The 13,193-nt window shown below is 72.2% G+C and carries 16 protein-coding genes; 11 read left to right on the top strand and 5 right to left on the bottom strand.

Features of this window, described 5'->3' with window-relative positions; all coding sequences use genetic code 11:
• Positions 1-2: 2 nt before the first annotated feature.
• The gene (locus ABD369_RS11895) at positions 3-1,070 is read right to left on the bottom strand and encodes a DUF2332 domain-containing protein (protein ID WP_344636286.1); all 1,068 of its coding nucleotides are present in this window, start codon (positions 1,068-1,070) and stop codon (positions 3-5) included.
• A 112-nt stretch (positions 1,071-1,182) separates the two neighbouring features.
• Positions 1,183-1,683 (bottom strand): RNA polymerase sigma factor, encoded by a 501-nt coding sequence (locus ABD369_RS11890; RefSeq protein WP_344636285.1) that lies wholly within the window; start codon positions 1,681-1,683, stop codon positions 1,183-1,185.
• A 238-nt stretch (positions 1,684-1,921) separates the two neighbouring features.
• On the opposite strand from ABD369_RS11890, the gene ABD369_RS11885 reads away from it, so the two are divergent.
• The 3 genes from ABD369_RS11885 (at position 1,922) to ABD369_RS11875 (ending at position 3,887) form a co-directional block, all read left to right on the top strand.
• Positions 1,922-3,154, top strand: coding sequence for a cation diffusion facilitator family transporter (locus ABD369_RS11885; RefSeq protein WP_344636284.1), 1,233 nt, complete (start codon positions 1,922-1,924; stop codon positions 3,152-3,154).
• A gap of 82 nt (positions 3,155-3,236) precedes the next feature.
• Positions 3,237-3,416, top strand: a complete 180-nt coding sequence (locus ABD369_RS11880; RefSeq protein ID WP_344636283.1) for a hypothetical protein — start codon at positions 3,237-3,239, stop codon at positions 3,414-3,416.
• 177 nt (positions 3,417-3,593) lie between these two features.
• Positions 3,594-3,887, top strand: coding sequence for a hypothetical protein (locus ABD369_RS11875; RefSeq protein WP_344636282.1), 294 nt, complete (start codon positions 3,594-3,596; stop codon positions 3,885-3,887).
• Here ABD369_RS11875 and ABD369_RS11870 read toward each other — a convergent pair.
• Positions 3,856-4,416: a hypothetical protein gene (locus ABD369_RS11870; protein WP_344636281.1), complete on the bottom strand. Its 561-nt coding sequence runs from the start codon at positions 4,414-4,416 to the stop codon at positions 3,856-3,858. The two genes, ABD369_RS11875 and ABD369_RS11870, sit on opposite strands and share 32 nt — an antisense overlap.
• 316 nt (positions 4,417-4,732) lie before the next feature.
• Here ABD369_RS11870 and ABD369_RS11865 point away from each other — a divergent pair, with 316 nt between their 5' ends.
• Entirely contained in the window at positions 4,733-5,788 is a 1,056-nt protein-coding gene (locus ABD369_RS11865; protein WP_344636280.1) for a type IV toxin-antitoxin system AbiEi family antitoxin domain-containing protein, read from the top strand.
• 248 nt (positions 5,789-6,036) lie between these two features.
• Here ABD369_RS11865 and ABD369_RS11860 read toward each other — a convergent pair whose 3' ends face one another.
• Positions 6,037-6,627: an isochorismatase family protein gene (locus tag ABD369_RS11860; protein ID WP_344636279.1), complete on the bottom strand. Its 591-nt coding sequence runs from the start codon at positions 6,625-6,627 to the stop codon at positions 6,037-6,039.
• Positions 6,628-6,833: 206 nt separating this feature from the next.
• Positions 6,834-8,147: a nicotinate phosphoribosyltransferase gene (locus ABD369_RS11855; RefSeq protein ID WP_344636278.1), complete on the bottom strand. Its 1,314-nt coding sequence runs from the start codon at positions 8,145-8,147 to the stop codon at positions 6,834-6,836.
• Between the two features lie 132 nt (positions 8,148-8,279).
• Here ABD369_RS11855 and clpS point away from each other — a divergent pair, with 132 nt between their 5' ends.
• The 7 genes from clpS to ABD369_RS11820 all read left to right on the top strand — a co-directional run bounded on the left by clpS (position 8,280) and on the right by ABD369_RS11820 (position 13,118).
• Positions 8,280-8,573 (top strand): ATP-dependent Clp protease adapter ClpS, encoded by a 294-nt coding sequence (clpS, locus tag ABD369_RS11850; RefSeq protein ID WP_344636277.1) that lies wholly within the window; start codon positions 8,280-8,282, stop codon positions 8,571-8,573.
• A 219-nt stretch (positions 8,574-8,792) separates the two neighbouring features.
• Positions 8,793-9,365, top strand: a complete 573-nt coding sequence (locus tag ABD369_RS11845; RefSeq protein ID WP_344636276.1) for a DUF2017 domain-containing protein — start codon at positions 8,793-8,795, stop codon at positions 9,363-9,365.
• Between the two features lie 172 nt (positions 9,366-9,537).
• Positions 9,538-10,980: an amino acid permease gene (locus ABD369_RS11840; RefSeq protein ID WP_344636275.1), complete on the top strand. Its 1,443-nt coding sequence runs from the start codon at positions 9,538-9,540 to the stop codon at positions 10,978-10,980.
• 44 nt (positions 10,981-11,024) lie between these two features.
• Positions 11,025-11,447 carry a M67 family metallopeptidase gene (locus ABD369_RS11835; protein WP_344636274.1) on the top strand — a complete coding sequence of 141 codons (423 nt, stop codon included), beginning with the start codon at positions 11,025-11,027 and terminating at the stop codon, positions 11,445-11,447.
• 149 nt (positions 11,448-11,596) lie between these two features.
• The gene (locus tag ABD369_RS11830) at positions 11,597-11,737 is read left to right on the top strand and encodes a putative leader peptide (RefSeq protein ID WP_344636273.1); all 141 of its coding nucleotides are present in this window, start codon (positions 11,597-11,599) and stop codon (positions 11,735-11,737) included.
• 89 nt (positions 11,738-11,826) lie between these two features.
• Positions 11,827-12,108, top strand: coding sequence for a MoaD/ThiS family protein (locus ABD369_RS11825; RefSeq protein WP_344636272.1), 282 nt, complete (start codon positions 11,827-11,829; stop codon positions 12,106-12,108).
• Between the two features lie 41 nt (positions 12,109-12,149).
• Positions 12,150-13,118 carry a PLP-dependent cysteine synthase family protein gene (locus ABD369_RS11820; RefSeq protein ID WP_344636271.1) on the top strand — a complete coding sequence of 323 codons (969 nt, stop codon included), beginning with the start codon at positions 12,150-12,152 and terminating at the stop codon, positions 13,116-13,118.
• The last annotated feature ends 75 nt before the right edge of the window (positions 13,119-13,193 follow it).

Raw genomic sequence — 13,193 nt, 5'->3', positions numbered from 1 at the left:
CCTCAGACGGTCCAGGCGGGGAGCCCGTGCGGCACGGCCTCGGCGAGCACCCGCTCCACCGCGAAGTCGGACCCGTCGCGCACGACGAGCAGGAAGCGGTGCCCGTTGTCGGCCCGGCGCGGTTCGAAGGCGATGTGGGCGAACGGGGCGGTGGCGGTGCTCACCGCGGCCAGCCGCTGCAACTCGCCCTCCACCCGGGCCCATTCCTCGGCCGGGACGTACTGGCGCATGACGGAGTGCCAGACCACCGTCAGCGTGCCCTCCCGGGGCTGGACGTCCGCGAGGAAATCGGCGGCGCCGACCGGGTCGACCCGCGTCGGAGTCGTGCCGGCGAGCCGGAGCGCCCCGTTCAGCCGGGCGGCGCGGGCGGGCTGGTCGGCCCAGACGTAGGCGCGCAGCGCGAGCGCGCCCTCGGCGGAGACGGGGTCGATCGGGGTCGGGTCGCAGCCCCGCCGCTCGGTGACGACGACGGGCGGCTGCTCCTCGTCGAGCCAGGCCGGCGGGGCGCCGCGCCAGGCGCCTGGGAGCAGTACGGGCGAGTCCTCGGGGCCGTACCCGAAGCCGGCGGACTCGTAGCGGAAGCGGTCGGCGAGGAGGTTGAGCCCGGCGCTGGAGCCGAGTTCGAAGAGCCGTACGGGGAGCGGGCGTCCGGCGAGGGTGTGCAGCAGGCCGGTGATCAGCAGGTTGGCGCGGCCGACCTCGTTGGTCTGCGGGGGCCGGGTCATCCAGTCCCTGATCCACGGGAGCTCGGCCGCCACGGTGGTGCGGAAGGCGTCCCAGGCCCGGTCGGTCGCGGCCGGGTCGAACGTGCCGCCGGCGCTCGGGAAGTGCACGGCGAGTTCCGGGGCCCGCCCGGTGAGCACCAGCGCGTGGACGCCGCCGATCAGGCGCAACGCGATCGCGTCGGGGCCGGGTGCGCCCTCGTACCCGGCGATGGCGTCGGCGCACGGGCCGCCGTCCCGGACGTCCTGGGCGGCCCGCCTGAGCAGCGCGGCGTACAGCGGGGAACCCAGCTCCTCACAGGCGTCGGCCTGGAGTCCGATCATCGCGACGGCGTGGTCGATGGACATGCGAAGGTGACTCCTGCCTGCTCGGGACCCGGACAGAGATCATCCTTCGCCTGGTGGGGACCGGTGAGTAGTGGCCGGGCAGGTGATAACGATCACGGCCGCGGGAGCCGGCTCACCAGTCGGCCGCCTCGTGCCGGAAGGCGTGCCGCAGCTGGCTGGCGATGCTCGCGCTGTCGCTGCCGACCACGTCGGCGATCTCGGGGGTGGCCAGGCCGACCACGTAGTGCAGGATGGCGAGATCCTCGTCCATGGCCGCGCTCCGCTGCTCCGGGAGGTCCGGCCGCTCGGAGGCGGTACGGCCGGCCGGGCCGTCGCGGTGCGCGATCTGTTCGGCGACGGTGGTGCGGAGGATCTGCCAGGCCGCCGCGGCGGGATTGGGGCTGCCCAGCACCTCGCGCCACACTCCGGCCAGGGCGCGGAAGGCCTGCTCGACGATCGCCGCCGCCTGGGCCGGCTCGTGGAACCAGACCCGGGCGTAGCTCAGGTACCGCGGGTGGTGCAGCTCCCGGAACGCGGCGAACTCCAGTGGCATGGCGGAGAGTTCGGAGGAGTCGAGCTCGGTGGAGCCGTCCGGACTGCCCAGGCCGGTGGAAGGGACATGACGGTCGGTCACATCGGCCTCGCGATCTGGTCTCGGCGGCAAGGGAGCACCCTGTGCTCACTCTAGGCCCTTGAGTGGCTGCTTTGAGTGACAAGTCCCATCAGATTCCCGGAATGGGCTTGATTGAGCCGCTATTTGACGCTGTGTCAGCCGTGGTGTCGGATGAGTGTACCTGCAAGCGTGTCGCAGCTGGTTGGGATAGGTACAACGGCAGTGGCTGCAAGGGAGTTGGTGTGCCACCGTGGGTCTCATGGAGGCACACGCGGACCACCACCACGGCCCTGGCACCGGCCGCAGCCACACCCACGCAGCCGCCGATCCGCTCACCGGCGGGCCCGCCGGCGGGCGCACCCACAGGCATGATCACGTCGGACGAGGAGACGGCCACGGTCACAGCGGGCACGGTCACGACCACGGTCATGGCGCGCACAGCCACGACCACAGCCGCGACCGCGACCGCGACCGCGACCGCGATCACGACCACAGCCGCGACCACGACCACGATCACGGCCACGCGCCGGAGCGCTCCTGGCGCGGTGCCGTCCACCGGCTGGCGCATCTGGTCAGGCCGCACTCGCACGAGGCCGCCGACCGCCTCGACAGCGCTCTGGAGTCCTCCGCCCGGGGCCTGCGTACGCTCTGGGTCTCGCTGCTGGTCCTCGGGCTGACCGCCGCCGCGCAGGCGGTGATCGTCGGGCTCTCCGGCTCGGTCGCCCTGCTCGGCGACACGGTGCACAACTTCGCCGACGCCCTGACCGCGGTGCCGATCGGACTCGCCTTCCTGCTCGGCCGCCGGGCCGCCAACCGCCGCTACACCTACGGCTACGGCCGGGCCGAGGACCTCGCCGGGGTGGCCGTGGTGCTCGCAGTGCTGGCCTCCTCGGTGCTGGCCGCGGCCACGGCCGTGGACCGGCTGCTGCACCCGCAGCCGGTCACCCACCTGTGGGCGGTCGCCGGGGCGGCGCTGGTCGGCTGCCTGGGCAATGAGTGGGTCGCCCACTACCGGATCCGCACCGGGCGGGCGATCGGCTCGGCCGCCCTGGTCGCGGACGGTGTGCACGCCCGTACGGACGGGTTGACCTCGCTGGCCGTACTGCTCGGCGCGGCGGGCACCGCGGTGGGCTGGCACGCCGCGGACCCGATCGTCGGCCTGGTGATCACCGGTGCGATCCTGCTGGTGCTGCGAACCTCCGTGCGCGAGGTCGGCCGGCGGCTGATGGACGCGGTCGATCCGGTCCTGGTGGACGCGGCGGAGCGGGAGCTGCGGACGGTCGCGGGTGTGCAGGGGGTCGGGGCGCTGCGGATGCGCTGGATCGGGCACTCGCTGCGGGCTGAGGCCGAGGTCGTGGTGGACGGCGGGCTCACGGTGGTCGCCGGACACCAGGTGGCGGAGGCGGCCGAAAGGGCGCTGATCAGGGCGGTTCCCCGGCTGCTGGCCGCCACCGTGCACATCGACCATCCGCCGGTCGGGGTGAAGCCCTGACGGTGGATCATGGTCGGCTCAGGGGCCGGGCAGGGGTGTCACCGATGGCCGCGGAGGTGCGCCGGACGGCAGGCTGACGATCATGAAGATCATCGCCGCCGCCATCGAAGCCGAAGCCGCCGCGACCGGAGCTGAGGCTGCCGAGGCCCGGGCCATCGGCGCCCGCCCCTTCCTCGCCCGCAGGGCGGTGAACGCGCTCGCCGGTGCGGCCGTCACGGTCGCCATAGTGGCGGCCTACGCGCCCGGCTTCGCCCACCCGTAGCCGCCGGCACCTGTCCGGGCGGGCACCGACCGGAGGAGTTGCGGGGGGCGTACCGCTCCGACCGCTGCACCGGGCGGCTCGGCCGGCACCAGGGCGGGAGGGCGCCGGACGACGCCGGGGGCGGCCACCGAGTCGTGGTGCGAAGGCGGTTCGGACTGCTGTGCCGGACGACCCGGCATGGATTTCGAGCTCACCGGCCCGCTGCTGCCCGGGGCCTGCGGCATCGGCGCGGACGCCCCGTCGACCTCCGGCCGAAGCGCTCAGGCAGGTCGGTACGGCTCTCCCCGGAAACCCCCTTCGATCTTGTTCTCGGCGTACGCGGGCGGGTTCACCGCCCCTGTCGCCGAGGACCGGGCCCATTCGTCCGGTCCGCTGGACCCCCGCCTCGGCCTCCCTTCCCCGAGCGGCGACCCGATGGCCTACGACGCCGAGTGCGCCGTCAGGACGTACGACCGGCCGCCGGCCCGTTGACCTGCGGGTCCGCGGTCTGGGCGGGTTCCGCCGCCTGGCGGGCCCGCAGTGCGGCCGCCGCTGCGGCAGCAGAGGCCGCGGCCGCGGCGGTCGAGGCGGCACCGGTGCGGTGCTCGCGTTCGGCGCGGCTCCGGTCGGTGCCTCTGCGCTGGGTCGGGGTGCGCTGGGCCGACTCGGCCCGGCACTGCTCGGTGACGCGCGGCGCGCCGCTTCTGGTGCGGGCCGAGCCCTCGACCGCCTCGCGCGCCGCGAGGTAGGCCTGGACGGCGGCGATGCCGTAGACGGGCTGGATCAGCTGGTGCCCCTTGAAGAAGGGGCGGGCCGGGGCGAAGCCCGCGGCGACCACCAGGTCGCGGATCTCGGCTATCTCCTCCTCGGTGCGAGCGGTGAAGCGGACCTCCCACCCCTTCTTGTACGTGCGGCCGTCCTCGCCGTTGCGGCGGGCCAGGTCTGGCTGGCGGACGTAACCGGGCAGACGGCCGAGACGAAGTTGGGCGGCACGCAGGCCGGCGGACTCATCGCGTGGCATGAGCTGATGGTAGGCAATCCCGGAGGGCGGTCATGACCTCGGGGCAGTGCTTCACCGTATGTCCTTCGTCACTGTCGGTCAGTCGCCGCAGCTCAGCGCGGGGTGTCGGGCGGGCGTCACCGAAGGTCGTAGACGACGAAAAACCGGATGGCACATGTCAACTGCGGTCGAAACCGGCAAGGTGCTGAACGTCCATTACGCCGAATGAGTGAGGGTATGGGGACTTTAGTGCGGGGCAGTCCCGATTTCGCGACGGTTGGGTAACAGTGCGTCAGGTCATGGGTGCAGTGGGCGAGCTGTTGGGGAGGGTGTCGGCATGAGCTACCAGACTCCTCCTTCGCATCCGTCACTCGAAGAGTTGGCGCGCCGTCAGCAGAACGTCATCACGGCCAGTCAGCTGCGCGCCCGGGGAGTGCCGACCAGGTTGGTCAGTGAGCACTGCCGGCGGGGCGGTCCGTGGCAGCGGGTGCTGCCCCGGGTCTACCTGCTGCAGGACGGTGAACCCACGCCCGAGCAGCGGATGTGGGCGGCGCTGCTCTACGCGGCGCAGAACGGCCGCGAGGAGGGCCGCCGCGAGGGTGCGGTGATCACCGGTGCGGCGGCGCTCGCTCTGTACGGCTTCGCCTCGGCGCCCCGGCTGCCCGCGGTCACCGAAGTGGACGTCCTGGTGCCCAGGCAGCGGCGGTTGCGGGACGTCGGGGAGGTGCGGATCCGGCGCACCGAACGGGAGTTGGAGGCGCGTTCGGTGCACGGCCTGGCCTGCGCCCCGGTGGCGCGGGCGGTCGCGGACGCCGTGCGCGAGTGGACGGACGAGGGCGTGTTCGACCGCGGCGAGGCCCGGCCCGAGCTGCTGCGCGACGTGCTCAGAGAGGCCGTCTCGCCAACCCCGGCGACGCCGGGGCTGGTGAGCGGCGAATTCCGCTGCACGCTGCGGGAGTTGGTGGCCGAACTGCAGGAGTCGGACCTGCTGGGGGAGGCCCGGGTGCGGGCGGCGCTGGACGAACTCCTGGCCGTCGAGCGGGAGTCGGTGCTCGACCGGATCGGCGAGTTGGTGGACGAGTGGCTGCTCCCGGTGCCGCTGGCCGGCCCCGAGCTGCGGATGCGCGGCGGTACCTACATCGCGGTGCCCGACCTGTACTGGCCGGCGGTGGCCGTGGCGGTCGAGGTGGATTCCGAGCTGCGCTGCGTCAGCGAGGGCGAGTCCGCCTGGGTCAGGGGCGGGCAGCACCGGATGGAGTACCTGGGGGTGCGGGTGGTCTACGTCTCGGGGGAGCGGGTCCTGCGGGAGCCGGACGCGGTCGGGGCCGAGCTCCGGGAGGCGTTCGTGGCGGGTGGGGTCGATGTGGTGGAACTGCTCGTCATCGAGCGCTGAGGCTGCCGTCGGCGCGGGACCGGCCGGGCGGGGGCCAGGGGTGCAGGGCCCTGCGGCCGACCGTCGGTGCGGCCGGCTCCCGTGGGGCACGGGCTTCTCGCCCGAGGTTCCCGCACTCACTCCCGCAGGGCGGACATCCCCGCCCCGGCCGGGGCGGCCCCGGCAGGCCGAGCGCTGGAGCGGCACCGGGCCGAAGGCCGCGCCGTCAGGCCGCCGGGCCGAGCCCGGCTCCCCGCGCCGCCGGTGGCTCACGCCACGACGACGGGGGTCCCGGTCAGTTCGACGCCTGAGCTGCGGAGTTCGGTGAGGGCGGCCTCGGTGGTGGCGGGGGCGACCCCGGCGGTGAGGTCCAGCAGGACGCGGGTGGCGAAGCCCTCCCGGGCGGCGTCCAGGGCGGTGGCCCGGACGCAGTGGTCGGTGGCGATGCCCACCACGTCCACCTCGGTGACGCCCCGCTCGCGCAGCCAGCCGGCCAGCGTCTCCCCGTTCTCGTTGCTGCCCTCGAAGCCGCTGTAGGCAGCCGAGTGGGCGCCCTTGTCGAAGACCGCCTCGATCGCACCCGAGGTGACCGAGGGCGCGAAGTTGGGGTGGAAGCCGACGCCCTCGGTGCCCGCGACGCAGTGCGCGGGCCAGGAGTCGACGTAGTCGGGCTCGGCGGAGAAGTGCGGGCCCGGGTCGATGTGCCAGTCCCGGGTGGCGACGATGTGCGCGTACCCGGGGGAGGCCTCGGCGATCAGGTCGGTGATCGCGGCGGCCACCTCGGCGCCGCCGGCGACGGCCAGGCTGCCGCCCTCGCAGAAGTCGTTCTGCACATCGACGACGATCAGTGCCCGGTGCATGGGGTGCTTCCTTGGGTGGATTCGGTGGTGCGGCGGCTCGGTGCGGCGGCCCCGGTGTGGCCACTCTAGGGAGTGACGCGCGTAGGCGGAAGCCCGGCGGCAGATGCCCGGCAGGGCGGTGACCCGGCGGCGCGGGGCCGCGGCGCGGCCGGACCGCCACGGCTTCGGCGGCGGCCGCGCAGGCTCTCGCCCGCGCCCACGGGGTGTCAGGAGGTGAGCAGTTCGGTGGCCAGTACCGGCTCGCCCTTGGAGAGCTGGGTGGCCGACAGCGGGAGGGCGGCGCGGGCGCGCTTGTGGCGCTCCCTGGCGGCGGTGAGCGGTTCGCGGCCCACCACCTCGCCGCCGGTCACCAGCGGGACGTGCAGCAGGTGCGGCGCCAGCGCCTCGGGCACCGGCCCGGTCCCGACCACCTCGGCCTCGGCCACTCCGTCCGCGTCGGGCCGCCGGGCGGCCCACTTGCGGCCGCCGACGCTGGTCTTGCCGCCGGCCGAGCGCTTGGCGACCGAGACCAGCGGACCGTCCGGCGTGGTGGCCCGGGCGACCAGCTTGTACACCATCGCGCAGGTCGGGTGCCCGCTGCCGGTGACCAGGCTGGTGCCGACGCCGTAGCCGTCGACGGGGGCGGCGGCGAGTGCGGCGATGGCGTACTCGTCCAGGTCTGAGGTGACGATGATCCGGGTCTTCTCGGCACCCAGCTCGTCCAGTTGGCGGCGGACCCGGTGGGCGAGCAGGGTGAGGTCGCCGGAGTCGATCCGGACGGCGCCGAGGGTCGGCCCGGCCACCTCGACGGCGGTGCGGACCGCCTCGGCCAGGTCGTAGGTGTCCACCAGCAGGGTGGTGCCCCGGCCCATCGACTCGACCTGGGCGGTGAAGGCGTCCCGCTCGCTGTCGTGCAGCAGGGTGAAGGCGTGGGCGGCGGTGCCGGCGGTCGGGATGCCGTAGGTGTAACCGGCCTCCAGGTCGGAGGTGGCGGTGAAACCGGCGATGTACGCGGCACGGGCGGCGGCCACGGCGCCGCTCTCGTGGGCCCGGCGGGCGCCCATCTCGATGCAGGGGCGGTCCCCGGCGGCACTGGTCATCCGGGACGCGGCGGCGGCGATCGCCGAGTCGTGGTTGAGGACCGAGAGGATGACGGTCTCCAGGATGACCGCCTCGGCGAAGCTGCCCTCGACGGTGAGGATCGGCGAGCCCGGGAAGTAGACCTCGCCCTCGGGGTAGCCGTGCACATCGCCGGTGAACCGGTAGTTCGCCAGGTACTCCAGGGTGTCCTCCTCGACGACGCCCTGGTCGCCGAGCCAGTCCAGTTGGGCGCCGGTGAAGCGGAAGTTCTCGATCGCGTCCAGCAGCCGTCCGGTCCCGGCCACCACGCCGTAGCGGCGGCCGTTGGGCAGCCGCCGGGTGAACACCTCGAAGACCGAGCGGCGGTGTGCCGCTCCGCTGCGCAGGGCGGCCTGCAGCATGGTCAGCTCGTAACGGTCGGTGAGCAGCGCAGTGGAGTGGTGCGCGGTGATGGCGTCCATGAGGATGATGCTACTACCACTTAGCGTCAAAGTGACGATTTCTGTCCGGGTGGGGTGACCCGGATTCGCCGGGACCTCCCTCGGATGGAAGCATGAGAGGCGGAAACCGTGTCCTGATGAGGAGTGTCCGCCGTGAGTGTCGCGCCCGTGGAGATCGAGCGCCCGGAGGTAGAAGGCATTCCGGCGGTGGAGCCGGACACCCCTTGGGTGACGATCGTCCACAACGACCCGGTCAACCTGATGAGCTACGTCCAGTACGTCTTCCAGGCCTACTTCGGCTTTCCCAAGGACAAGGCCAGGAAGCTGATGATGGAGGTGCACACCAGGGGCAGGGCGGTGGTCTCCAGCGGCTCCCGCGAGGAGATGGAGCGGGACGTGCAGGCGATGCACGGCTACGGACTGTGGGCGACCCTCCAGCACGATTGACCGCACGCTCCACCTGCCGGGACCTGCGGGCCGCAGGGTCTGCCGACGTCGGCGGGCGGGTCAAGGGGTGCTCCCGGTCGTGGTCGGGAGCGCACCGGAGCGGGGCCTTGCAGCCCCCGCCCGGTGGCTGGGAGGGGAGTGAGCGTCGGCACCGGACAGGATCGCCCGGAGTCGAACGGGCGGTAACGACATACGACGAAGACGGGCTGATAGGGACTCATGGCTGGGTTGTTCGAGAGTGCCGGCGACGGCGGCGCGGTGATCGTGCTGGACGAGCTGGAGGCGTCCATCCTGCGCTCGCTCGAGGTGCAGATGCTGGAACTGATCGGGCCCGGTCCGGGCGAGGGCGGCGGCGACCCGCTGGCGGCGCTGTTCGCCGAAGGGCCGACCGAGGCGCCCGTCGACCCGGCGCTGGCCCGGCTGTTCCCGGACGCGTACGGCGAGCCGGGGGCGGCGGCCGATCTGGAGACCAGGGCGATGGCCGGCGAGTTCCGCCGGTACACCGAGCCGGACCTGCGGACCCGCAAGCGGGACGACGCGCTGAACGTGATCAAGGCGCTGGACGGGCTCGGCGGCGAGGGCGGCGCGGTGGAGGTCGAGGCGGCCGACTGTCGGCACTGGCTGGGCGCGCTGAACGACCTGCGGCTGACCCTGGGCGCCCGGCTGGAAGTCGCCCAGGACGACGAGGACTTCTACGGGCTGCCGGACAGCGATCCGCGCAAGCCGCTGGTGATGGCCTACCTCTGGTTGGGCGGCATCCAGGAGTCGCTGCTCGCCGCGATGGCCGACTGAACGTTAACGACCGGTAACCCCCTGTCCACCTTTTGGACAGGGGGTTATCTCATTTCCGGCGAACTATCGCAGAACCGGACATGCCATGCTCAAATAACGCTCAGATGGGCTCGGTATTCGGGCACACCGTGGTATTTCTCCTTCTTTCCCCCACGAACCAAGGACGGTGGCCATGGCCGATCAGGCGTACGACGAAGTCGTCGATACCGAGCCGGACGAGGAGGGCTACGCCCGCGGGCTGGGCAGCCGCCAGATCCAGATGATCGCCATCGGCGGCGCCATCGGTACCGGCCTCTTCCTCGGCGCGGGCACCGCCATCTCCAAGGCGGGCCCCAGTCTGATCCTGAGCTACGCGGTGGCCGGCCTGGTGATCTTCGCGATCATGCGGGCGCTGGGGGAACTGCTGACCTATCGTCCGGTCTCCGGCAGCTTCGCCGAGTACGCCCGGGAGTTCCTCGGCCCCTTCGCCGGGTACGTCACCGGCTGGACGTACTGGCTGTTCTGGGTGGTCACCGGCATGGCCGAGACCACCGCCGCCGCCGTCTACGTGAGGTACTGGCAGCCCGGAATCCCGCAGTGGGTCAGCGCGCTGGGCTTCCTGGTGGTCCTCTACGCCGCCAACCTGATCTCGGTGAAGGTCTTCGGGGAGATCGAGTTCTGGTTCTCGATGATCAAGGTGACGGCGATCATCGGCATGATCCTGATCGGCATCGGGGTGCTCACCCTCGGCTTCAGCAAGGCGGGTGACACGGCATCGGTCACCCACCTGTGGCGTGACGGCGGCTTCTTCCCCAAGGGCATCGGCTCGACCGTGATGACCCTGCAGATCGTCATGTTCGCCTACCTCGGTGTCGAACTGGTCGGCGTCACCGCGGGGGAGAGCGAGAACCCCGAGAAGACCCTGCCCCGGGCGATCAACACGCTGCCCTGGCGGATCGCGCTGTTCTACATCGGCGCGCTGATCATCATCCTGGCCCTGGTCCCGTGGACCGAGTTCCAGCCCGGCGTCAGCCCGTTCGTGGCCGCCTTCGGCAAGATCGGGATCCCGGCCGCGGCCGGCATCATCAACTTCGTGGTGCTCACCGCGGCGCTCTCCTCCTGCAACTCCGGCATGTACTCCACCGGCCGGATGCTGCGCGACCTCGCCCTGCGCGGCCAGGCCCCCGCGCGGCTGACCCCGCTCAACGCCCGCAAGACCCCGGCCGCCGCGATCACCGTCTCCTGCGCGCTGATGGGTCTGGGGGTGGTGCTCAACTACGTGACCCCGGCCAATGCGTTCGAGTACATCACCTCGGTCGCGACCGTCTGCGGCGTCTGGACCTGGGCGATGATCCTGATCTGCCAGATCCGCTACCACCGGGCCTGGAAGAACGGGCACCTGCCGCCGCCCAGCTTCAAGGCGCCCGGCGGTGTGGTGGCCAGCTGGGCCGCGCTGCTCTTCCTGGCCCTGGTCGTCGTGCTGATCGGCTTCGACCCGGACAACCGGATCTCGCTCTACGTCTTCCCGGGCTGGGCGGTGCTGCTGGTGGTCGGCTACCAGGTGCTCAAGCGCATCCGCCCGGAGGCCGTCCACGCCCAGGCGCACGACCACCTGCACGTCGGGTCCGGCAGCTGAGACGGGGCTCAGATCCGGCGAGGGGGCGTGGCTATCCTGACCGCATGCTGACCATCACCCGAGAGCTGCACGACGCGATCATGGCCCACGCCCGCGCCGACCATCCGGACGAGGCTTGCGGCGTGATCGCCGGACCGGCCGGCAGCGACCGCCCCGAGCGCTTCATCCCGATGCTCAACGCGGCCCGCTCGCCCACGTTCTACGAGTTCGACTCCGGTGACCTGCTGAAGCTCTACCGGGAGATGGACGACCGGGGCGAGGAGCCGGTGGTGGTCTACCACTCGCACACCGCCACCGAGGCCTACCCCTCGCGCACCGACGTCAGCTACGCCTCCGAGCCGAACGCCCACTACGTCCTGGTCTCCACGGCCGAGGGCAACGGCGAGGGCGACCCGTTCGAGTTCCGCTCGTTCCGCATCGTGGACGGCGTGATCACGGAGGAAGGCGTCCAGGTCGTCGACGCCTGACAGCCCGCCTCGACAGGGGCCCGCCGCACCGCCCACGGACGGTGCGGCGGGCCCTTCCGTTTGGGGCGCATCTCAAGTGGAGGAACGGAAACATCCGTATCGCAAGACGGAGATGCCGCTGCCGGGCCGGGAATCTATACGATGAGCCCATGCGTTCCGTCGATGTGAGCAACCAGGCCCCGGGCATCCGCCTCGTGGCGCGCCTGCACATCGACCTGTGCCGGCTCGCCAGTTCGATCTGTCCCCCCGCGGCGGAGCCGCTCATCGACACGACCGCCGACGCCAGCTGACCTCGGCACCGAACCGCCGCCCCACCCGGGGCCACCCCTCCTTGCCGCGAGCCCTGCGGCACCCCGACCGACTCCACAGGAGCGCAGCCATGGCCATCGAGGTCCGCATCCCGACCATCCTCCGCACCTACACCGACGGCGCCAAGGCCGTCGAGGGCACCGGCGGCAACCTCGGTGAGCTCTTCGCCGACCTGGACACCCGCCACACGGGCATCGCCGCACGCCTGCTGGAGGAGACCGGCGAGCTGCGCCGCTTCGTCAACGTCTACCTGAACGACGAGGACGTCCGCTTCCTCAGCGGTGTCACCACGGAGCTCTCCGACGGCGACAGCATCACCATCCTCCCCGCCGTGGCCGGCGGAGCCCGCTGAGCTTCCCCCCGCCCGCCCGACTCACCGCCGCCGGAGGCCCCGTGCGCTACGACAGTCCGCTCGAAGCCGTCGGCAACACGCCGCTGGTCCGCCTGCCCAGGCTCTCCGCCGCCATCCCCGGCAACACGGAAGGCCTGGTCAGCCTCTGGGCCAAGCTGGAGGACCGCAACCCGACAGGCTCGATCAAGGACCGCCCGGCCCTGCACATGATCGAGCGGGCCGAGGCGGCCGGCCGGCTCACCCCCGGCTGCACCATCCTGGAGCCCACCAGCGGCAACACCGGGATCTCGCTCGCCATGGCGGCCAGGCTCAAGGGCTACCGCATGGTCTGCGTGATGCCGGAGAACACCAGCGAGGAACGCCGCGAGCTGCTGCGGATGTGGGGCGCCGAGATCATCTCCTCGCCCGCGGCCGGCGGTTCCAACACCGCCGTGCGGATCGCCAAGGAGATCGCGGCCGAGCACCCCGACTGGGTGATGCTCTACCAGTACGGCAACCCGGACAATGCCGGTGCGCACTACGCCACCACCGGCCCCGAGATCCTCGCCGACCTGCCGACCGTCACCCACTTCGTCGCCGGACTGGGTACCACCGGCACGCTGATGGGCGTCGGCCGCTACCTGCGGGAGAAGGTCCCCGGCATCCGGATCATCGCCGCCGAACCGCGCTACGACGACCTGGTGTACGGGCTGCGCAACCTCGACGAGGGCTTCGTCCCCGAGCTGTACGACGCCGAGGTGCTCTCCACCCGGTTCAGCGTCGGCTCGGCCGATGCGGTGCGCCGTACCCGTGAACTCCTGCAGCAGGAGGGCATCTTCGCGGGTGTCTCCAGCGGCGCGATCCTGCACGCCGCGATCGGCGTCGGCCGCAAGGCGGCGCAGGCGGGCGAACGGGCGGACGTGGTCTTCGTGGTCGCCGACGGCGGCTGGAAGTACCTGTCCACCGGTATCTACACCGCCGCCACCACCGAGGAGGCCGTCGAGGCGCTCCAGGGGCAACTCTGGGCCTGACGGCACGTCGGTCCTGTTGGAGGGCGCGGCACCCGGCGGGTGCCGCGCCCTCCTGGTGCGTGGATCCGTGACATT

The sequence above is a fragment of the Kitasatospora cystarginea genome (assembly GCF_039533515.1).
GTDB lineage: Bacteria > Actinomycetota > Actinomycetes > Streptomycetales > Streptomycetaceae > Kitasatospora > Kitasatospora cystarginea.
This window is presented reverse-complemented; position numbering and strand designations above follow the sequence as displayed.